Origin of the sequence: Paraburkholderia sp. BL10I2N1, from assembly GCF_004361815.1 — a bacterium.
Classification (GTDB): Bacteria; Pseudomonadota; Gammaproteobacteria; order Burkholderiales; family Burkholderiaceae; genus Paraburkholderia.
The window spans coordinates 684,951-704,172 of the sequence record NZ_SNWA01000003.1; the positions used below are offsets into that span (position 1 = coordinate 684,951).

At 61.3% G+C, this 19,222-nt stretch carries 17 protein-coding genes and 1 pseudogene; 10 read left to right on the forward strand and 8 right to left on the reverse strand.

Features of this window, described 5'->3' with window-relative positions; translation table 11 throughout:
• Positions 1 to 28: 28 nt before the first annotated feature.
• Positions 29 to 538: a DUF1269 domain-containing protein gene (locus B0G77_RS41180; protein ID WP_133667571.1), complete on the forward strand. Its 510-nt coding sequence runs from the start codon at positions 29 to 31 to the stop codon at positions 536 to 538.
• Between the two features lie 248 nt (positions 539 to 786).
• Here B0G77_RS41180 and B0G77_RS41185 read toward each other — a convergent pair whose 3' ends face one another.
• Positions 787 to 1,605, reverse strand: coding sequence for an exo-alpha-sialidase (locus tag B0G77_RS41185; protein ID WP_243751502.1), 819 nt, complete (start codon positions 1,603 to 1,605; stop codon positions 787 to 789).
• A gap of 145 nt (positions 1,606 to 1,750) precedes the next feature.
• A complete protein-coding gene (locus B0G77_RS41190; RefSeq protein WP_133667572.1) occupies positions 1,751 to 2,065 on the reverse strand; it encodes a hypothetical protein in 315 nt (104 codons plus the stop codon).
• Between the two features lie 429 nt (positions 2,066 to 2,494).
• On the opposite strand from B0G77_RS41190, the gene B0G77_RS41195 reads away from it, so the two are divergent.
• On the forward strand, positions 2,495 to 3,352 hold the full coding sequence (locus B0G77_RS41195) for an MFS transporter (protein ID WP_208116598.1): 858 nt from the start codon (positions 2,495 to 2,497) through the stop codon (positions 3,350 to 3,352).
• A 65-nt stretch (positions 3,353 to 3,417) separates the two neighbouring features.
• Here B0G77_RS41195 and B0G77_RS41200 read toward each other — a convergent pair whose 3' ends face one another.
• Positions 3,418 to 3,906, reverse strand: a complete 489-nt coding sequence (locus B0G77_RS41200; RefSeq protein WP_133667573.1) for a MarR family transcriptional regulator — start codon at positions 3,904 to 3,906, stop codon at positions 3,418 to 3,420.
• Between the two features lie 203 nt (positions 3,907 to 4,109).
• On the opposite strand from B0G77_RS41200, the gene B0G77_RS41205 reads away from it, so the two are divergent.
• Positions 4,110 to 5,051, forward strand: coding sequence for a LysR family transcriptional regulator (locus B0G77_RS41205; protein ID WP_133667574.1), 942 nt, complete (start codon positions 4,110 to 4,112; stop codon positions 5,049 to 5,051).
• A 48-nt stretch (positions 5,052 to 5,099) separates the two neighbouring features.
• Here B0G77_RS41205 and B0G77_RS41210 read toward each other — a convergent pair.
• Positions 5,100 to 5,213, reverse strand: a pseudogene (locus tag B0G77_RS41210) (aspartate 1-decarboxylase); the annotation flags it as partial.
• Between the two features lie 468 nt (positions 5,214 to 5,681).
• On the opposite strand from B0G77_RS41210, the gene B0G77_RS41215 reads away from it, so the two are divergent.
• The 4 genes from B0G77_RS41215 (at position 5,682) to B0G77_RS41230 (ending at position 10,262) form a co-directional block, all read left to right on the forward strand.
• Positions 5,682 to 6,839, forward strand: coding sequence for a CoA transferase (locus B0G77_RS41215; protein WP_133667575.1), 1,158 nt, complete (start codon positions 5,682 to 5,684; stop codon positions 6,837 to 6,839).
• A gap of 119 nt (positions 6,840 to 6,958) precedes the next feature.
• Positions 6,959 to 8,260, forward strand: coding sequence for a citrate:proton symporter (locus B0G77_RS41220; RefSeq protein ID WP_133667576.1), 1,302 nt, complete (start codon positions 6,959 to 6,961; stop codon positions 8,258 to 8,260).
• 35 nt (positions 8,261 to 8,295) lie between these two features.
• Complete coding sequence (locus B0G77_RS41225; RefSeq protein WP_133667577.1) at positions 8,296 to 9,462, forward strand: acyl-CoA dehydrogenase family protein; 1,167 nt, start codon at positions 8,296 to 8,298, stop codon at positions 9,460 to 9,462.
• A gap of 47 nt (positions 9,463 to 9,509) precedes the next feature.
• Positions 9,510 to 10,262, forward strand: a complete 753-nt coding sequence (locus B0G77_RS41230) for an IclR family transcriptional regulator (RefSeq protein WP_133667578.1) — start codon at positions 9,510 to 9,512, stop codon at positions 10,260 to 10,262.
• A gap of 243 nt (positions 10,263 to 10,505) precedes the next feature.
• Here the strand turns inward: B0G77_RS41230 and B0G77_RS41235 are convergent, their stop codons facing one another.
• Genes B0G77_RS41235 through imuA form a run of 4 tightly spaced genes read right to left on the reverse strand, consistent with a single transcriptional unit; the run spans position 10,506 to position 16,766 of the window.
• On the reverse strand, positions 10,506 to 11,468 hold the full coding sequence (locus B0G77_RS41235) for an SOS response-associated peptidase family protein (RefSeq protein ID WP_133667579.1): 963 nt from the start codon (positions 11,466 to 11,468) through the stop codon (positions 10,506 to 10,508).
• A gap of 23 nt (positions 11,469 to 11,491) precedes the next feature.
• Positions 11,492 to 14,641 carry an error-prone DNA polymerase gene (locus B0G77_RS41240; RefSeq protein ID WP_133667580.1) on the reverse strand — a complete coding sequence of 1,050 codons (3,150 nt, stop codon included), beginning with the start codon at positions 14,639 to 14,641 and terminating at the stop codon, positions 11,492 to 11,494.
• Between the two features lie 6 nt (positions 14,642 to 14,647).
• Positions 14,648 to 16,129 carry a DNA polymerase Y family protein gene (locus B0G77_RS41245; RefSeq protein ID WP_208116599.1) on the reverse strand — a complete coding sequence of 494 codons (1,482 nt, stop codon included), beginning with the start codon at positions 16,127 to 16,129 and terminating at the stop codon, positions 14,648 to 14,650.
• The gene (imuA, locus tag B0G77_RS41250) at positions 16,059 to 16,766 is read right to left on the reverse strand and encodes a translesion DNA synthesis-associated protein ImuA (protein WP_133667581.1); all 708 of its coding nucleotides are present in this window, start codon (positions 16,764 to 16,766) and stop codon (positions 16,059 to 16,061) included. The genes B0G77_RS41245 and imuA overlap by 71 nt, the downstream gene beginning before the upstream one ends.
• Positions 16,767 to 16,851: 85 nt before the next feature.
• Between imuA and B0G77_RS41255 the strand changes: the two genes are divergently transcribed.
• From B0G77_RS41255 to B0G77_RS41270, 3 genes are all read left to right on the forward strand, one after another.
• Positions 16,852 to 17,169, forward strand: a complete 318-nt coding sequence (locus B0G77_RS41255; RefSeq protein ID WP_133667582.1) for a hypothetical protein — start codon at positions 16,852 to 16,854, stop codon at positions 17,167 to 17,169.
• Between the two features lie 343 nt (positions 17,170 to 17,512).
• The gene (locus B0G77_RS41265; RefSeq protein ID WP_133667584.1) at positions 17,513 to 17,731 is read left to right on the forward strand and encodes a hypothetical protein; all 219 of its coding nucleotides are present in this window, start codon (positions 17,513 to 17,515) and stop codon (positions 17,729 to 17,731) included.
• Between the two features lie 294 nt (positions 17,732 to 18,025).
• On the forward strand, positions 18,026 to 18,964 hold the full coding sequence (locus B0G77_RS41270; protein ID WP_133667585.1) for a site-specific integrase: 939 nt from the start codon (positions 18,026 to 18,028) through the stop codon (positions 18,962 to 18,964).
• Positions 18,965 to 19,222: the final 258 nt, after the last annotated feature.

A 19,222-nucleotide genomic window follows, 5' to 3' on the forward strand; every position in this document is an offset into this window, starting at 1 on the left:
GGGGAGTGCTTGATTGATGGAGAGCGACATGAGACGTCTTTATTTCCTCGTACCTGACACGACGACGGCGAAGGCGATCGTAGACGACTTGCTGCGGGCGCGGATCACATGGCGACATATCCATGTCCTCGCGAATCACAGTGTCGCACTCGAACAGCTACCTGAGGCATCCTTGCTGCAAAGCAGCGACGTCGTGCACTCGCTCGAACGCGGCGTGGCGCTCGGCGGTGCGACCGGCGCGCTTCTCGGCCTCGTGGCACTGGTGTTTCCTCCCGCGGAGCTCGCAATTGCGGGCGGAGCCGTCGTGGCATTGACGTTGGCAGGTGCCGGCTTCGGGGCCTGGACGGCCACGATGATCGGCGTCGACGAACCGAATGCACGACTCGAGCGCTTTCGTGGCGCCATACGTGACGGCCAGCTCTTGATCATGGCCGACGTGCCTGGATCGCGAGAACAAGAGATCGAGCAGATGGTCGCGCAGCATTTTCCGAAGGCCGATCTCGAAGGCGCGGAGCCCACGACACCGATCTTCCCCTGAGAAGCAGTCGAGACGAGGCCATCGGCGCCCCCTTTTGGTTGACTGCAGCCGATTGCAGAACGGCAGGGGCCGGCCAATCTATGTCGAACGCGTGAGGCAGTGATCGGCCAGGAACTGTCCTTCGCTCGCGCTAGCGCGCGGTCATTGAAACGGCTGATTGGCATTCAAATGCGGTCGGACCTTTTTTGAATAAAAAAAGGCGCGTCACGGAGTACCGGGCGGCGACCTCCCTTCGCCGCCCGTTGCGCTCATGGCAATGTGATCTGGCGGGTGTATTCGGCCGTCACGTTGGGACCCGTGGCTATGCCGAACACCGGGTACACGGTCGTGGACCCGCTAGCAGCCAGGCCCATGTAATCGCCGAGGAAATGGCCACGCGCCACCGGAGCATTCAGTATGTTGAACGAGGCTGTGGTCAGTTGCCGCTCATTGCCCCAGTTGACGGGGTTCGTACACCCTGTGGTGCAGAAGAGCGCGAAATAGTCGGTGCCCTCGAAGCCGACAGGTGTGTTCGTGTCGTTACGAAAGTCGTAGTAGGTCACCACGACCGTCTTGCCGTCGCCCGACGCCACGACTGCGGGGATGAAGGCTTGCTGACGGCATGGGTTCGTGGCATTCGCCGGCGTCTTGTTGATCATTACAGGCGTCGACCAGGTGGCCCCGCCGTTATCCGACTCGCTGAAGACGATCCCGCCGATCGCGATTGACCCAGCACCCGGCGTGGTGCAGGTAGCCGTCAAAAAGCGATTGTCCTGCCAGGCGAGATAGATTGCCCCCGTGACCGGGTTCACAGCGACACTATAGAGAATGGAGGCATCGCGTATCGGCTGGCCGGTGTCCGGGGTGACCACTCCGACCACAGAAATATCGCTGGCGAACGCCGGCCCGCTCCAGCTCGCTCCCTTATCCGTGGACTTGATATAACCGATGCTGACACCCGATGGGGTGACATTGATCCCGGTAAAGAAATCGAGCAGGGTCCCATCAGGCAACACCCGCACGATGTTGTCGATCGTCTGTGCGTTCGTGCCCGGCTGGTAGATCGGGGCGGCCGTGCTCCAGGTCACGCCATTGTCGACGGATCGCGAGAAGAAGGTCGGGCCGGTGGAGTTAAATTTGAATAAGGGGCCCCCGCCCGCTGCATCACCGATGCTGGTTAGTCACGCGGCGCCCCTGCCTCTATTGATGTGGCACAGGGCTTGCCGGCAGCGGTCAGGCACTGCATGTATGCGCTTGCCTAAGTACGGCGCCGGAGGATTGCGGCGTGAGCGTGTGTCCGGTTCGCCGTGCATCGATATATGCGCCTTCGACGGCAGAACCGGGCCTGCCACGGCTGCCTTCAAACGAAAGGTCCCGGCGGCAGGCAAAGGCAATGCCGCCCGTCTCGTAACGTCCGATTTCCTCCTCGTTGTGGGCGTTGGCGACGCAAATTTGCGAGAGGCAGCAATGGGGTTGCTGGCGCGGTTGTCGGTCAGTCTCGCGAAGCTGTTGCATCTGCCTCTTCAGCTTGCCGATCTTCTCCTGCAATCGCCGCGTCGTGGCCTCAATTCCCGGAGGCTGCGTCCTGTCGGCAGTGTCGAGGATCGCTTCATCCGATCACCTGCGCTGAATGGTTAGTCCAGTTTCTTAATCTCGCAGGCCCTCCGTGATAGACGCAGGATCATTGCTGTGTTGCCTCGCAGCATTTGAACGATCAGCAGAGGTCGTTCGGAAGTGTTCACTGATGCACAAAAACTTCAGATGGAGAAAAGTACTTGATTGCTTGCTGCACATTCAGTATCTTCAGATGGAGATTAATGGCAGAGCAGCAGCAGTGCTTGCGTGGATCAACGGGAGTTCCAGGTCTGATGGCTATCCTTTCTATCGACGATGTAACCGGAGAGCGCTCTCCGGCGAGGCTTCTCCGGCGAATCAACAGGTTGCTCAAAGCGCGAATTCAGGCGCGCTTGATCGACCGTGACTTCAACGCGGTTCAACAACACGCTGATTGTTGTCCTGGCGATCTGTGCAGCCTTAGGCTTTGTGGCCTGGGTGATCTGGGAGCTCACTGAAAGCAAGCCTGCAGTGGACTTGACGTTGTTCATGCGGCGCAATTTCTGCTTTGGTGTTCTGGCAACCTGCCTCGGATACGCGTTGATCTTTTCCAACAATGTCTTGCTGCCACTCTGGCTGCAGGAGCAGATGGGATATACCGCAACGTGGGCAGGGTGCGTTGCGGCTCCGAGCGGTCTGGTAGCGGTGTTGATGACGACGCCGGTCGGGCGGCTGAAGGTGGATCCGCGCTGGATGGCAACCGGCTCCTTCGTAGCGTACGCGGCAGGCTTCTTCTTGCGTTCTCACTACACTCCGGATGCCGCTTTCTGGACGCTCACCATGCCCCTGTTCCTGCAAGGCTTTGCCCTGAGTATGTTCTTTGTGCCGCTTCTGCATATCATGCTCGACGGAATACCGCCTGAGCGCGTCCCGTCTGCGACCGGAATTTCGAATTTTGCCCGCATCACGTCGGGGGGCTTTGCCGCATCGCTTATTACGACGTTTTGGGATCGACGCGAGGCGTTGCACCAGAGCAGGCTGGTCGAATCAAGCACCAGCTTCTCGCCTATCTATCGTCAGGCAACCGAGCAGCTTCAGGCTCAGGGCATGAATCCCTTGCAGTCCGCCGGAACCATTTTGCGACAGACCATCAATCAGGCTTACCTGTTGTCGTCGATTGACATCTTCTACGCCAGCGGCTGGCTGGCAATGGCGATGGTGCTGGTGGTCTGGATAACCCGCAAGCCTGCGCCGGCAGAGCACGTCGCGGCAGCTGATTAGTACCGCAACGGACTGAGTTCAAGCCAGGCGAATTTCTGGTCGCCGTGCGGGGCTTGACGCACGGGTCAATCGGTTTCGTCTTGATCGCCGCGGCTACCTGACTCGACAACGCGTTCCATGGAGTCATGGAGCTTCGTAAGAAGACGGATCAATTGCTCCGCCTCCTGTTTCTTGAAGTCGGCAAGAATCTCATTCCAACTGGCGACCATGATCGGTACCCTTTCAGCATGCTTTGCCTCTCCGGATTTCGTGAGCACCAAACGGACCACCCGTCGATCCGAAGAACCAAGGTCACGCTTTACGTAACCGATCTCTTCGAGACTGTCGATCAGTCGGGTAGTGGCGCCCGTCGCGATGCCAATGGACCGGGCCAACTCTCCTGCGGTCGTGGCCACGCCGTCACGGATCAGCTTTAAAGCCGTCCACTGGATGACTGTCAACTGCTCGTCATCGAAGAGCGAATCAACGCGTGTTACCAGCAGTTTGTGAATGCGGCGCAAAAGCCGCCCGGGAGAGCGTTCGCCTGTTAGATCTTCGGTTGTCAGTATCGCCATATCAGAATCTCGTTTTACCTGCCGTTGAAGATACCTTATCAGAAGAAATCGCTTTATACATTGTCTTCGTTTGAAGATAGTATGGCCGTATCGAACCAAATGATGAATCGCCGCAGGCACCCGATAGTCAGGGTCCTTTGCTCCCCTCCTGCAAAACCCGGTTCCATGGGGCGCAAGACGGATTTATCCTTGGAAAACAGGCAATGGACACGCTACACATGATGCGGATATTTGTCCGCATAGCGGAAGAGGGAAGCTTTACGGGCGCTGCTTCGCGCCTGAACATCACGACAGCCAATGCGTCACGAGCGGTCTCGCAACTGGAGTCGCATTTGCGCACCCGCCTGCTCAATCGCAGTACCCGCCGCATCGCGCTGACCGAGGCGGGCCAGCGCTATCTGGACCGATGCGAACGGATACTCGCCTATGTCGAGGAGGCCGAGGCCGAGGCGGCGGATGCGCAAGCGAGGCCTTCCGGGCGGCTGCGCATCCATGCGTCGCCGAGCTTCGGCCAGGCCTACGTGGTCCCGGCGGTCGTCCGCTATCGGGAACGGTATCCCGCGGTGTCAGTCGAGTTGACGTTGTCGCAGCATATGCCGGATATCCTCGACGAGGGGTACGACGTGATGCTTCAAGTGAGTATGACGGAGTTACCGGACTCGGGACTCGTGTCACATCGGCTCGGAGATGTGCACAGTGTGTTGTGTGCGGCGCCCGCCTATCTGCGCGAGCGCGGTACGCCGCGCACGGTGCAGGACCTTGAAGTTCACTCATGCCTGCAGATTGTCACGTCGGTTTTTCCGCACGATCGCTGGCATCTGGACGGCCCTAATGGCCGGGAGACGGTCGAGCTTCCAAAGGCGGCCTTCGAAATGAACCTTCCCGACGCGCTCAGTGTCGCACTGCGCGAAGGCGTCGGGATTGGAGCGCTGCCGATGTCGACGGTCCTGCCGGCGTTCCATAGCGGCGCGTTGGTCCGCGTGTTGCCCGAGTATCGGCTGCAAAAGCTGACCGCTTATGCGCTTTATGCGTCGCGCCAGTACCTCGACGCCAAGATCAGGACGTTCATGGATTTCTTGCGGGAGGCCGTTCCACAGGCGCTGGCCGCAGACGAGGCGGCCCTCTGTACGTCCGGTCGACCGTAGTCGGCGGTCATGTCGCTTCAAGAGGGCACACGGTGCCGGGTAACAGTGTTATGTCCACTGTTGTACCGGCACGTGATCGCCGCTGCCCTTGATCCGTTTGTTTTCGTCGACGAATACCAGATCCGGTTTCCAGCCCGCTTTCCGCTCCGCCTCGTCGACCAACATGGGATGAATGCAAACCGGCCGTTTTATCCGGATTCGGGCGATGCACGTCTCAAAAGAATGATCTTCTGTAGTTGCCTTGCCGAAGCCGCCATGCGTGTAGATGAGCTGGTCAGAGCCATGCCCAGGCAGCCACGCTAGCGCCGCGGACGTTTTCATACTCCGGCACTGCCGGGCGCGAATATGCCGTCGTGCGAAGCTGGCGAGGACGGTTGGCCCGGATGCTGGCCACCCAGGACCAGGGACATTCCTGGGGCAGTTTTTCAGTATCCAGCTTGACCTCACATATTCCTGCGTGTGAATATTCATTCACCGTAGTGAATGTCAGCAGCGTGTTCACGTCAGATCCGGATGTGCACAATGTAGCCGTTCTGCGACGTCAGATGGCTGTTCACAGCTCGCCAGCTGTTCGTGCTGCGTGGGTAGCTTTGCCATTTCATTTCCAATCAATACGTAGTACAGATCATAATGACCATCCCCTCAACTTCAACAACTGGATCGTTACACGGCTTGCGCGTTGTGGATCTGTCCCGCGTACTTGGCGGCCCCTATTGCACGCAGATTCTCGCCGATCACGGCGCAGAAGTGATCAAGATCGAACCGCCTGGCGGCGATGAAACGCGGGGCTGGGGACCACCGTTCGATGGCGGGACAGCTTCGTACTTCCAGGGCGTCAATCGCAACAAGCTGGGCGTCGTGCTGGATCTCACGCAGCCAGCGCAGCGCGAGCGTCTGCTCGCGCTGCTCGAAACCGCCGACGTCCTCGTTGAGAACTTCAAGATCGGCACGCTGGAGCGCTGGGGGCTTGGCTACGACACCGTACTGCGTGAACGCTTTCCGCGGCTCGTGCATTGCCGCGTGTCCGGCTTCGGCGCGGACGGCCCGCTCGGCGCGCTGCCCGGCTATGACGCGGCGATCCAGGCGATGACCGGTCTCATGAGCGTCAACGGCGAGGCGGGTGGTGCTCCTCTACGCGTCGGCGTGCCGATCGTCGATCTCGTGACGGGACTTAATGCGGCCCTCGGTATCCTGATGGCGTTGCGCGAGCGCGAGACGAGCGGACGTGGCCAGTTCGTCGAATCGACGCTGTTCGACTGCGCGCTCTCGATCCTGCACCCGCACACGCCCAATTACTTCTACTCGGGCAAGGAGCCGCAGCGCACTGGCAACGCCCATCCGAACATAACGCCTTACGACATGTTCCACACCGGCAGCGGCGACATCTTCCTCGCGGTCGGCAACAACGCGCAGTTCGCGGCGCTTTGCCGGCTGATCGAGGCGGCACAGCTCGCCGACGACCCACGCTTTGCCGACAACCGCTTGCGCAGCCAGCATCGCACCGCCTTGCGCGCGGAGCTGGAGCAACGCTTCGCCGCGTGGGATGGCTCGCAGCTCGCCGACACGCTTGTGCGCAATGGCGTGCCGTGTGCGCCGCTGCTGGGGCTTGGCGCGGCGCTCGCGCATCCCCACACGGCCCATCGCGCGATGAAGATCGAGATGGGTACATATCGCGGAATCGCCTCGCCGATCAAGCTGGGCCGCACACCGGCCACCTACCGGAGCGTGCCACCGGCACTCGACGAACACACTGCGCAGGTCTTCGGAGAACGATCAGGCGAGGTGTAGCCAGTGCATCAACAGGCAGTTCGACATAACCGCAACAGCGGCGCACGCAACGCCGCGCAGGAGACAACAATGACACCTGACAACCAGGCAAGAAGCCTCGCGCACAGGGAGACTGGATCATGCTCGCGCTAATCGGTACGCTGGCGATCGTCGCACTGTTCACGCTGATCATCACGAAGCGGCTCTCACCACTCGTCGCCCTGATCGCCGTACCCATCGTCGCAGCGCTCGCAGCGGGCTTCGGGCTCTCCACCGCGAAGTTCATCGTTCACGGGGTGCAGAACATCGGTCCGGTTGCGGGTATGTTCGTGTTTGCGATCCTTTTCTTCGGTATCCTCACGGATGCTGGAATGCTCGACCCGATCATCAACGGTGTGCTGCGCGTGGTGGGCTGCCATCCTCCGCGCATCGTCATGGGCTCTGCACTGCTTGCATTGCTCATCCATCTGGATGGTTCGGGTGCGGTCACGTTTCTCGTCACACTGCCCGCCATGATGCCGCTCTATACCCGCCTCGGTCTCGACCGCCGCATTCTCGCGTGCGTCGCATCGATGGCCGCGGGTGTGAACTTCCTCCCGTGGGTCGGGCCAATGCTGCGCGCTTCAGCGGCCCTGCATATTCCAGGCACCGTGATTTTCTATCCAATGATTCCCGTGCAGATCGTCGGGCTTGTTTTCGTGTTCGGCACGGCATACGTGCTCGGCAAGCGCGAGGAGAAGCGCCTCGGTCTCACGCGCGAGCATGCCGCCGGCATCGCCGCCACGCCGCGGATACTCTCGCCAGAGGAGCTTGCGCTGCGCCGGCCCCAGCGCTTCTGGATCAATCTCGTGCTCACCTTTATCGTGCTCGCCACGCTCGTGTCTGGCATCGTCGACCCGATGGTTATGTTCATGATCGGCACGGTGCTGGCGCTAGTCATCAACTATCCGGATGTGAAACAGCAGCGCGAACGCGTCAACGCGCACGCGAAGGTGGCCCTGATGATGGCGAGTGTGCTGCTTGCGGCGGGTGCCTTTACCGGCATCATGACTGGCACCGGCATGCTCAATGCGATGGCCGAAGTCGTTGTGCGCCATGTGCCTGCCGATCACGCGCGCCATATGCCATTCGTGCTGGGACTCGTTTCGATGCCGCTCAGCCTGCTCTTCGACCCCGATTCGTTTTACTTCGGCATTCTGCCTGTCCTGGCGAAGAGTGGGGAGCTGCTGGGTGTGCCACCCGTACAGATGGCGCAGGCCGCACTCCTAGGTCAGATGACTACCGGCTTCCCCGTCAGTCCGCTCACACCGGCGACGTTCCTGATTGTCGGCCTGACAGGCGTGGAGCTCGCCGAGCACCAGAAGTTCACGATTCCGTTCCTGTTCGCCGCCACTGTGCTGATGGTGTTCACCGCGGTGCTGGTCGGCGTGTTCCCGCTTTGACCACGTTTTGCTTATGCCTTGAGAGGACCTCAGCGATGAATTTCAGTCTCAATGAAGACCAGCAGTCGATCGTCGCTGCAATCGACAAGATCTGCGAGCGCTTCGACGACAGCTACTGGCTCGAACGCGACCGTGAAGGTGGCTTCCCGCACGACTTCCACCGTGCACTCGCCGACGCGGGCTGGCTTGGCATAGCGATGTCGCCAGACTACGGCGGCTCCGGGCTCGGTATGACCGAGGCGGCGCTGATGATGCGCACAATCAGTGCTTCCGGCGCGGGGCTCTCGGGTGCGTCGGCCGTACACATGAACATCTTCGGGCTCAACCCGGTGCAGGTGTTCGGCAACGAGGCGCAGAAGCGGCGGTTCCTGCCGCCGCTCATCGAGGGCCGCGACAAGGCCTGCTTTGCTGTCACTGAGCCCGACTCGGGCCTGGATACGACGCACCTGAAAACGCAGGCCGTGCGCAATGGCGATCATTATGTGCTCACGGGCCGCAAGATCTGGATCTCGACGGCGCAGGTCGCGAACAGGATGCTCATCATCGCGCGCACGACGCCCCTCGACCAGGTGACGAAGCCCACCGATGGCCTGAGCCTTTTCTATACCGATCTCGACCGCACGCGCGTCGAAGTCCGCGAGATCGAGAAGATGGGCCGCAAGGCCGTCGATTCGAACATGCTCTTCATCGACGGCCTGCGCGTACCGGTGGAGGACCGCATTGGCGAAGAGGGCAAGGGCTTCCACTATCTGCTGCACGGACTGAACCCGGAGCGCATCCTGATCGCCTCGGAAGCGGTGGGTCTCGGCCAGGCGGCGCTGCGCCACGCAACGCAGTATGCGAAGGAGCGGGTCGTGTTCGGACGTCCCATCGGGCAGAATCAGGCAATTCAACATCCGCTCGCGCAGGCGTGGATGGCGCTCGAGGCCGCGAACCTGATGGTGATGAAGGCCGCCACGCTGTACGACGCGGGCGAGCCGTGCGGCGCCGAAGCGAACGCCGGGAAATACCTTGCCGCTGAAGCCGCGTTCCAGTCGTGTCAGACGGCCATTGCGACGCTGGGCGGTATGGGTTACGCGAAGGAATACCACGTCGAACGCTATCTGCGAGAGTGTATGATTCCAAGGCTCGCGCCCGTCAGCCCGCAAATGATCATGTGCTTCATCGCGGAAAAGGTGCTCGGGCTGCCGAAGTCGTACTGATTAGCGCAAGGGGCATCGCGCCGCCTTGCGATCAACTGCCATGCCCCATGGACGTCAAACTCGTTGCCCGTACGCTCGACCTGTTCGAGCTCTTCGCCGCTGAACAGCGGCCGCTGCCACTCGCCGAAATGGCGCGGCTCCTGAACGTGCCCTCGTCAAGTTGCCTCGCGCTTGCCCGCACGCTTGTGAGCCGCGGCTATCTCTACGAAGTGCGCAAGCGGGGTGGCTACTATCCCACGCGGCGTCTGCAGTTGCTCACGAACGCAATCGACGCGGTCGATCCCGTGGTTGAAATGTTGCATCCCCGGCTTGTCGAGCTGCGCGACGCGACCGGCGAAACCATCGTGCTTGGCAAGATCCACGGCACGGCGGTCATTTATCTCGACGTGGTCGAATCGGAGAAGGCCGTACGCTATGCATGCGCGCCCGGCTCACTGCGGCCATTGCATGCGAACTCGATTGGCAAGGTGATTTTCGGCGAACTCAATCCGTCGACGCAGGAGGCACTCAGCGCAAAGCTCCATTTCGAGCGATTCACGGATGCAACTGCCCCGGATCGCGCCACGTTCATCGATCAGGTCAGCACTGCGCATGAGCGCGGCTGGTACGCGAATATCGGCGAAAGCGCGCCCGAGCTTTCGGCGGTGGCCGTAGCCCTCGATTTCGGCGGCGACCTGTACGGACTCTCGGTCGGCGGGCCGACCGAGCGGATCCGCGAGCAGTTGCACGAGCACGTGGCAACACTGGTCAAGGCGAAGCAGCAGATTCTTTTGACCTGGCGAAAGAGTGAGGCAGGCTGAGCGGTAGCGGGGCATGCGCAGCATGCCGTCGCATACCTTCCTCGAAAGCGCCCGCCATCGAATGCTTAACCGGAATTTCGAGGTATTGTGAAAGTTGGAAAGCGTGATCCGAGGCACTCTTGCGCCGCACCCTATTGCCGGAGGGGACGCTGCCTGCCAGGCGACGTCGCCCAGTCCATCGGATACAAAACACTGAGTCTCATGTTGGGCCTGCAGGGTTGAGCATGCCAATCCGAGAGGCACTCATGCCGCCAACTGGTGTTCATAGTACGGTCGATCTCTGTCATCAAGAATCGCGTATTGCGCCGCCAGATCAGAAGCATCCGGATTCAGCCATGCATCCATGTTCTCAGGTTTAATCGGAATGATGCAGCGATCGTGTCCGGCGGCGGCGATCTCCGGCGGCGGCTCATCGGTTATCGCGGCAAAAGACAGAAGGTCCGGCTCACCTTTACCTGACCAGCGAGACCACAGACACGCCACGAGCATGTCGTGAGCCGGATTCGGTCTGAACTCCAGAACGACATTTTCGTCCTTCTCGCCCTCCGCGAGTTGTCGACCTTCCATGCGCGCCCTGCTCACGTTCTCGAAAAACGCGTTGATGACGACAATGCCATGCGAATAACCGAAGAGAGATTTCCAGAACCCTTCCAGGTTGTCGCGACGCGCGTTATACGCGCCGGGGTACTTGACGTCGTATGAAGCAGGCTTGCCAGCAATGCGGCACTGATAGCGCATGGGCTTGATGACGCGTTGGCCGTTCTCCATCACCATGACCGGCGCGTAGTGTCCGGGGAAAATGCGCGAATCCTCAGCCTTCGGCGACGTACGACGGAGGTCATCGAGCCTGCCGAGGGTCCATGCGATCTTGTCGGTGGCAATGCGCCTGCTCTCCGTCGCTGCTTTCGTCACTTTCGTCTGGAGTGAGCGTTCCGCGTCAGCCAGGCGCGCGCGTTGTTTGAACAGGTCCTGCTCGAGCTTCGTCACCTGTTGCGCATTGAACCTGTCGATAAGCGCCCTGACCTCCCGTTCGTCGTCTGACTGCGGTTCCAGAAACGCATCCTCCATCGCCTTCGGAACCTTCGCCTTGCTGCTACCTTCTGCGCGCTCCCAGAAGAGTTGAATGAACTCCTTGATGCTGATGCGGGCGCCGAACATTCTGACGAACCTTCGATAATCCGCCTGAATCTGAGCCGAATAGCACATTGGGACCTCCGTTTTCCGTAGCCTCAATGAAAATTCCTGCTTATCGATGGCAACTCACCGAGCAGATGCGACATGTCCATCAGCTTGTGAGCAACAAGATGCCGGACCTCACCCTCGCACTGCCATACGCCGAGTACGCCGAGCAGTGACGCGCCCAGCACTTCCTTGCGCTGTCGCTCCAGTACCTTCGGCCAGATAATCACATTGACATTGCCGGTCTCGTCTTCAATCGTGATGAAGATGACACCCTTTGCGGTATCGGGTCGTTGACGTACCGTAACAATGCCACAGCCGCGAGCGAGCCGCCCATTTCGATAGGTCTGCAGCGTGGACGCCGGCATCAATCTGTTCGCGAGTAGTTGCGGGCGCAGGAGTTCCAGCGGGTGTCGTCCCAGCGTCAGCCCCATCGAACGGTAGTCATACACGATGTCGTCAGCTTCGGACGGCGCACCGAGCACGGGCGTCTCGTCTTCCGGCATTACCGACGCCAGCATGTCCCTGTCCGGTACCGCGGCAACCGACTGCCACAAGGCCTCCCTACGGTTGCCTGCCAGCGAGGAAAGCGCGTTGGCCGCGGCGAGCACCTGCAGGTCGTGACGATCAAGCTGCGCACGGCGGGCCATGTCGCTTACGCTCTCGAATGACCGCACCGCCCGGGCGGTCTCAATGCGTTCGGCGGACCCATCCCGCATGCCGCGCAGCAGCGAAAGACCGAGACGTACGACGGGTCTGCTGCCATCAGTCCCCTGCTCAAGCGAGGAATCCCATCCGCTGATGGTCACATCAACCGGCAGCACCACCACACCATGCCGCTTCGCGTCCTGGACCAACTGGGATGGCGAATAGAACCCCATCGGCTGGCTGTTCAGCATCGCCGCCAGAAATGCTTCCGGCTCATGCCGTTTGAGCCAGCTGCTGGCGTACACCAGCAGCGCGAAGCTCGCCGCATGGCTCTCCGGAAACCCGTACTCACCGAACCCTTTGATCTGCTGGAATATGCCGTCTGCGAACGCCTGTTCATAGCCGCGTTCTTTCATGCCATTCACAATGCGGTCGTAGTACTTTTCAAGTCCTCCCTTCCTTTTCCATGCCGCCATCGCACGACGCAACTGGTCGGCTTCGCCCGCCGTGAAACCTGCGGCCAGCATCGCAACCTGCATCACCTGTTCCTGGAAAATCGGCACGCCTAGTGTGCGCGATAGAGCGATTTTCAGCGCCTCACCGGGATAGGTGACCGGCTCGAATCCCTGACGACGCTGCAAATACGGGTGGACAGCGCCACCCTGAATCGGGCCGGGACGCACGATCGCCACTTCAATGACCAGGTCGTAGAAGATCCGTGGCTTCAGCCGGGGCAGCATGCTCATCTGGGCACGCGATTCAATCTGGAACACGCCCACCGTATCCGCGCGCGAAATCATGTCGTAGGTTTCCCGGTCTTCGGGCGGAATGTCCTGCATTTCAAAGCGTTCGCCACGCTGCTCCGAGACAAGGTCAAGCGTGCGCCGGATGGCTGACAGCATCCCGAGGGCGAGCACATCGATTTTGAGCAGCCCCAGCGACTCAAGGTCGTCCTTGTCCCACTGGATGACGCTGCGCTCGGCCATGGCAGCGTTCTCGACAGGGACCAGCCGCGTCAGCTTGCCTCGACTGACGACAAAGCCACCTGAGTGCTGCGACAGGTGGCGGGGGAAGCCCAGCAGCTGCGTGGCAAGCGACGCCCACGCCTGGATCAGAGGCGTCTCAGGGTCAAGGCCGCAGTCCGCGAAGCGCTTGAGCAGGTCCTTGCGGCCGTCGAACCAGTGATGGGATTTCGCCACCGCATCGACTATCTGCGGGTCGACACCCAGGGCCTTGCCTGTTTCCCTCAGCGCACCACGCGGACGGTATGTCGAGACGGCCGCTGCAATCGCTGCCCGGTCGCGGCCGTACTTGCGATAGATGTACTGGATGACCTCCTCGCGCCGCTGGTGTTCGAAGTCGACATCGATATCAGGTGGCTCGCCGCGCTCCTTTGAGATGAAGCGCTCGAACAGCATGTTCCCGCGTGCAGGGTCCACTTCGGTCACCCCGAGGCAATAGCAGACCGCAGAGTTGGCCGCTGACCCACGCCCCTGGCAGAGGATATGCTGACTGCGGGCAAACCGGACGATGTCGTACACAGTCAGAAAGTAAGGCTCGTATTGCAGGTCCGCGATGAGTTCCAGTTCATACTCAATCTGCTCCTGAACGTTGTGCGGAATACCAGCGGGAAATCGCCGCTGCGCGCCGATCCAGGTCTCCTGTCGCAAATAGGCCGCCGGCGTGAAGCCGTCTGGAACGAGTTCGTCGGGATATTCGTACCGCAACTCGTCGAGCGAGAATGTGCAGCGACCGGCAATGTTCACGGTCTCGGCAAGCGCATCTTCAGGATAGAGGTTTGCGAGCCGCAACCGTGAGCGCAGGTGCTGCTCGGCATTGGGCGCGAGACTGTAGCCGCACTCATGGACGGGCTTACCGACCCGGATGGCGGTCATCGTGTCCTGAAGTGGCTTGCGTGAACGGACGTGCATCACGACGTTGCCAAGCGCCACGACAGGGACGTCCTGTTTGCGGGCAATGAACTCGACCGCGCCGCGGTGAATGTCGTCCATGGCGCGCTGATGCAGCACAAGGCCGACCCATGCCCGGCCAGTGAACGTGTCATCAAGCCACTCAACCTGGGCTTCAAGCACCTCTTCCCTTGCCGGAAAATCCGGTACCAGAATCGCCAGACAGTCGGGCATGCCACGCAGGTGCCGATATTCCTTTTCAGGCCGCGAGAGATCCTGCGGGGTCAGCCGGTATTCGCCCTTCGGCGCGCGGGTGCGCGCGAGGGTTATCAGTTCGGACAGGTTGCCATACCCCTCGCGATTCCGGGCAAGCAGAATCAGCCCGAAGGCGGGCGACCCATCGGCGTTCACGAGCCGGAAGTACGAGCCGACGATGAATGGCAGCTTCGCCTCCTTCGCAGCAACGTGCGCACGGACCACGCCTGCGAGCGAACACTCATCGGTCACCGCCAGCGCGGCGTAACCCAGTTGTGCAGCGCGCTCAGCGAGCTCCTCTGCATGCGACGCGCCGTGCAGGAAGGTGAAATTCGAAAAGCAGAACAGCTCGGCGTACGCCGGTAGCGCGGTGAAGGGCGAGTCCATGGCGCATCATCCGAACAGGCCGTGCAGGAACCACTTTGGCTCTTCTTCGGCATCCCGGCTGCTGACGCGCTCGCGGTACACCCAGTAGCAGCTCTGGTCGTCGCCCTGCGCGACGAAATAGTCGCGCGTGATGAGTCCGCCGTCGTACCAGCCCGCTTCAATTCGCTCGCCAGGCGACACCATACGCAAGGGTGAGCCGTAGAACGGCCGGTGCTGCCGTATCAGCAGGCGCACGGGCTTATCCAGCATCCAGGTCGGTCGCGGCAGCCCTTCGGGAAGCTCGATATTTTTCTGCTTCTGACTGACCGGCACCCACTGGTTGGCCACCTCGGGCCGGTGGTCGGGTGTCGGCGCCGGACGAAGCACATTCTCTTCGCCCAGCCTTGCCGCCAGCAGTTCGAGAAGCCGTGCGTGGTCCTCAGGAGAGCCACCAGGCTCGGGAAAGAGAGTGTCCGATGCAGGCGCTGCGGCTTCGACCTTCGACGCATCGAGCCGCAGTGCGATGACGGGTGCTGTCAGTTCGATGCGATGCAGCCGCTCCTTGAGGAGCCGCACAAGATGGTCCTCGCGCCATGTCGGCTCGCCCAGAGCGACGTCGATGACTGTGGGTTCGATAGCGTTGCGTCCGCGCTCGTGCTCCAGCGACAGCTGAATGGCAGTCACCGCGAGTTGTTTCGCGCTCAGCCAGCCGCACAGTTGCACGATGAGCCGGTGCGCGCCGAAGACCGCGCCGTCGGCGTCTTCAAGGCGGTCGGGCATCTCGATGCGGGCCGAGAACGTGGGGGGCAACTCAAGCCAGTCGAACAGTTCGGGCGCGGTGCCGAATGCGCGGTCGAGCGAATCGAGCAGATGCTCGCCACATCGCCGCTGCAGGCCCGCACGCGGCAGGCGCCGGATGTCGGCAATGGTCTCGCAGCCGAGGCCCGTGAACCAGTCAGAGAACGGACGGACTTCGGGGACGGCCAGCATGGGCAGCGCGGACAGCCGCTCTTCGAGTGTGGCGAGCTTCAGCACGCGCCGCGCACCCGGTCCACTCGCATACTTCGCCAGCAGCCATGCGCCCTGCCCGGTGGGCGCGGCGCTGATGCGTGCGCTCAGCCCGAGTGTCGCGAGCACGGCTCTCGCCTCCCGGCACAGCGCGAGCAGTCCGCCGAAAAGACGCAGGCTTGCGCCGACGTCCACCACGACGGTCGCCTCGCCGAGCAGCGTCACTTCGGGCGCAAACCTCATCAGCGCGATACCCACTTCGCGTTGCGCCGCATCTTCGCGGCCTGCATCACGCTCGTGCATTTCCGTTTCCGGCGACAGGGTCAGCACACCGCCGCGTTTCATCCCCGGACGCACGCCAGCGGCGCGCGCCGCACTGTCCGCAATGACCACCTTGTCTTTCTCCAGTACCACACTGCCATGAGGCGGCTTAGACGACCAGTTCGGTCTGAAGACCTCGAGCGGCAACTTCGGCAAGTGGACGGCGAGAAAGACGCGCATGGCGGGAAAGCAGAACAGGTGTGGGTTGAAGGGGAATCGACAGCGGCTCCGTGCGCGTGGGCCCTCGTCGTTTCACGATATCGACGGTCAGGCCGTCCGGTGCCGGTCGCAACGCCAGCCGCAGCAGCGCAGGCGACGAGTCCTGCGCCGCAGCCAGTGGCCGGACCATGATGAACAGGGTTTCCGACGACTGCGCCGCAAGGTGGAGCCGGCGCAGCGACGAAGCCTGCGCATGCTGCGCCCAGAAGATAAGCGCGCCGCAACTGCCGGCCCGGAGAATCTGCTCTGCAGACCACAGCGCGTCCGCTGTCTTTTGTGCTTTGACCCGCAGCACCCGCTCCAGGGAAAGGCCGATATAGCTGAGCCCGAGACCGTCAGGCGTGTGCGGCGGCTGAACGAACGCGATGGGCCGCTTGTCCGCGGCGCTGAGCGCCGGTCGCAGCAGCCGCAGCTCCCCCACACCCGCCTGCTGGACCAGCAGGTCGACCAGCGCGCCGACCGGCCAGCCACCACCGGGAAGTTCGGCTGACAGGGCCGGATAACCGGTGTCAATCACCCGTCCACGGCTGCGCGCGAGCTGCGACGCCCGCCACAGGGACGGGTGAATCTCTTCTGCGCGGACGGAAGGTGCGGACATGGAATTGCAAAAGACTGTATATTTATACAGTATCCTACACTCAAATTCGGGAAGTTGAACTGACACTTTTATTTCGAGACTGCCCATGGACATGCGTCCCAGGAAACCCACTCCTCATCCGATGCCGGAGGTAGCTGCATTCATCGCCGACCTGCGTGATGCATTTGGCGACACCACCATCGATGACATCATTTGTCGCGGGAAAGCGGGTGAACCCGTCTTCTACGTGTGTGAAAATGGCACGTCCGTCGGAACGGCCAGTGCGTCGAGCACCAACGCGTGGCAGGTGGACGAATCCCTTCGCGACCGGCAGCTTTGCCCCGGCTGCGATGGCACGTGCGTGGGAGAGGCGGTCCCGTGTGCCGACTGGTTGAAGCGTCGCAATATGGGGAAGAAAAAATGAGACAGGCAGGCTGTGGGCTATTGTTGTTGGTGTGCACGTCGATGGCGTTCGCGGGTGAGCGGTATATCGAAGTCTGGAATCCGCCTGAAGCTCAAGGTGGAATCCATCAATCCAGGAACGCGTCGCAACCCTTGAAGCAAAGGCATACCGCGGCTCATGCGGTCAGGACACGAGTACCTCACATCCCAGCCCCTGTCCCGAAGCTCGCCATGATGCACCACGCCCCCGCCGACGTGACGCGCAGTCCTGCTCCGGACATGTCCCAGATTCCGCGGCAAATCACGCCGGAAGGAAATGTCCTTCGCGTTGACTCACGCCGCTACAAGGTCGAGGTTTCGCGCTGATGGAAGTTGAGAACTACAGGGGATACCGTATCTGGGGCCACGCTATCGTTCAGCAGGAAGACATCCTTCGACCAGAACGATATGCGGCAAGCGGAACGATTACCCAGAACAACAGGCTTGTTGAAGCCTCAGGTGTGCTCGGCGCCTTTGAAACAGAAGAAGAGGCCCAACTGGTTGGCCTGAGCTGGGCTCGCGCATGGGTGGACAACCACGGCTGAGTCGTTGCGGTGGCTATCGCGCAATCACATGATCACGATGCCAGGTTCACGACGCACACCCTGTGCACCCGCGTACGGGAGAGCTTGTGAGCCTTGACGGTTGTGCCCTCCAGTAACAGCGTGATCCGTTCGAGCCTGGTCCGTCTTACCGACATACTGCTATCGTCACCTACAAACTGGAAGCGATTGCGGCACACTACCGGGGCAAGGACACCCCTTCCGCTTATAGGCTAGCTGGCGAATCGGAGATTCGCAGCACGGGCTAATGACGCTAATTCAGTATATAAGATCGAGATGAATACCTTTTCCAAATGGCTGGAGCGACCGGCCGATGCGTACCGGGAATGGCAGTCGTTCGATGCCGCCGGGGCGGACCGGCGGCCATTTTCTTCGCGCTCGATCACCCAGCACGCCACGATGTTCGATCGTTTCGTGCGGCATCTCACGAACCATCGCGCTACGCTGGCCACCTTTGGCGCTGAACACCTCGAATCGTTCTTCGCCGAGGTCGATAATCGGTGTGCTCCCGGCACGACCACCCGCATCCGCTACGCAAAGCTGGTCGACCGGTTGTGCCGTCACCTGGTCGAGATAGGTGTGCGCAAGGGCAATCCCGCCGTCGACTTCGTTCGCAACGAGGCGTGGCCTGACGATGAACCGCAACCACTTTTTCTTGACCAGGACGCGGACGAGCGTCTGCAGGCGTTCGTTCAGCCTCAACCGGGCGATCCGGACCGCGAATGTCGCAACCGCGCGATAGTCGCCCTGCTGCTCGGAACGGGCATCACCGCTGCGGAGATTCGCTCAGCCTGCACTGGCCACCTGGTCACTGACGCCGTGCGGCCGCACGTTTTCGTGCCGAAGCGCGTTGCACGCGACGAGCGCAAGGTAACGCTTCCCGGCTTCGCTGTCCCCGCGTTGAAAGCCTGGCGACAAGCGACGCTTCGGGACGACGACAGCCTGTTGTTCCCGGCACCACGCGGCGGAAAAGTGATGAATGACATGCTTCTAGGGCTGACAGTGCGCGACGCACTCGAAGCGATCGACTTCAACGCCCCGGACATGAGTCCCCGTATCCTGCGCAACACCTATGCGCGCCGGCAATTGCTCGCCGGGCGCAGCAACGAGGACGTGAGCCGACTGCTTGGCCTCGTGAGCCAGCGCACGGTGATTCGCCTTCGCGCAACCCTCCCGAACGCTGCCGATCCCCTCAGCGTCGCTCACGCGACTTGACTGTGCCTCGCGCTCAGTAGAGTGGCTTCTGCCGGTTTACTCGACCGGCGTAGACCGCGTTAATTCTGTCAATCCAGATTTTCTGCCGCACAAGGAAAACGCCGATCGAATTGATAATTTTGTTTCCAGTCCGAACGAAATAAAGTCGTCAATTCGCATAAGTCGGCATTTCTCAACAACCCGTTGGGAAGGCGGCGGACGGTTCGGTCGGGCAGTCCAAAGTCAGCCTGTTGACACGCAACCTCTTCGCCACAAGAT

What these genes read in the sequence shown, in the direction of transcription:
- B0G77_RS41240 (WP_133667580.1), bottom strand. Translation starts at nt 14,641, where the DNA reads ATGGACTCGCCCTTCACCGCGCTACCGGCGTACGCCGAGCTGTTCTGC.
- B0G77_RS41245 (WP_208116599.1), bottom strand. Translation starts at nt 16,129, where the DNA reads ATGCGCGTCTTTCTCGCCGTCCACTTGCCGAAGTTGCCGCTCGAGGTC.
- B0G77_RS41200 (WP_133667573.1), bottom strand. Translation starts at nt 3,906, where the DNA reads ATGGCGATACTGACAACCGAAGATCTAACAGGCGAACGCTCTCCCGGG.
- B0G77_RS41220 (WP_133667576.1), top strand. Translation starts at nt 6,959, where the DNA reads ATGCTCGCGCTAATCGGTACGCTGGCGATCGTCGCACTGTTCACGCTG.
- imuA (WP_133667581.1), bottom strand. Translation starts at nt 16,766, where the DNA reads ATGTCCGCACCTTCCGTCCGCGCAGAAGAGATTCACCCGTCCCTGTGG.
- B0G77_RS41265 (WP_133667584.1), top strand. Translation starts at nt 17,513, where the DNA reads ATGGAAGTTGAGAACTACAGGGGATACCGTATCTGGGGCCACGCTATC.
- B0G77_RS41205 (WP_133667574.1), top strand. Translation starts at nt 4,110, where the DNA reads ATGGACACGCTACACATGATGCGGATATTTGTCCGCATAGCGGAAGAG.
- B0G77_RS41230 (WP_133667578.1), top strand. Translation starts at nt 9,510, where the DNA reads ATGGACGTCAAACTCGTTGCCCGTACGCTCGACCTGTTCGAGCTCTTC.
- B0G77_RS41270 (WP_133667585.1), top strand. Translation starts at nt 18,026, where the DNA reads ATGAATACCTTTTCCAAATGGCTGGAGCGACCGGCCGATGCGTACCGG.
- B0G77_RS41215 (WP_133667575.1), top strand. Translation starts at nt 5,682, where the DNA reads ATGACCATCCCCTCAACTTCAACAACTGGATCGTTACACGGCTTGCGC.
- B0G77_RS41235 (WP_133667579.1), bottom strand. Translation starts at nt 11,468, where the DNA reads ATGTGCTATTCGGCTCAGATTCAGGCGGATTATCGAAGGTTCGTCAGA.
- B0G77_RS41180 (WP_133667571.1), top strand. Translation starts at nt 29, where the DNA reads ATGAGACGTCTTTATTTCCTCGTACCTGACACGACGACGGCGAAGGCG.
- B0G77_RS41225 (WP_133667577.1), top strand. Translation starts at nt 8,296, where the DNA reads ATGAATTTCAGTCTCAATGAAGACCAGCAGTCGATCGTCGCTGCAATC.
- B0G77_RS41255 (WP_133667582.1), top strand. Translation starts at nt 16,852, where the DNA reads ATGGACATGCGTCCCAGGAAACCCACTCCTCATCCGATGCCGGAGGTA.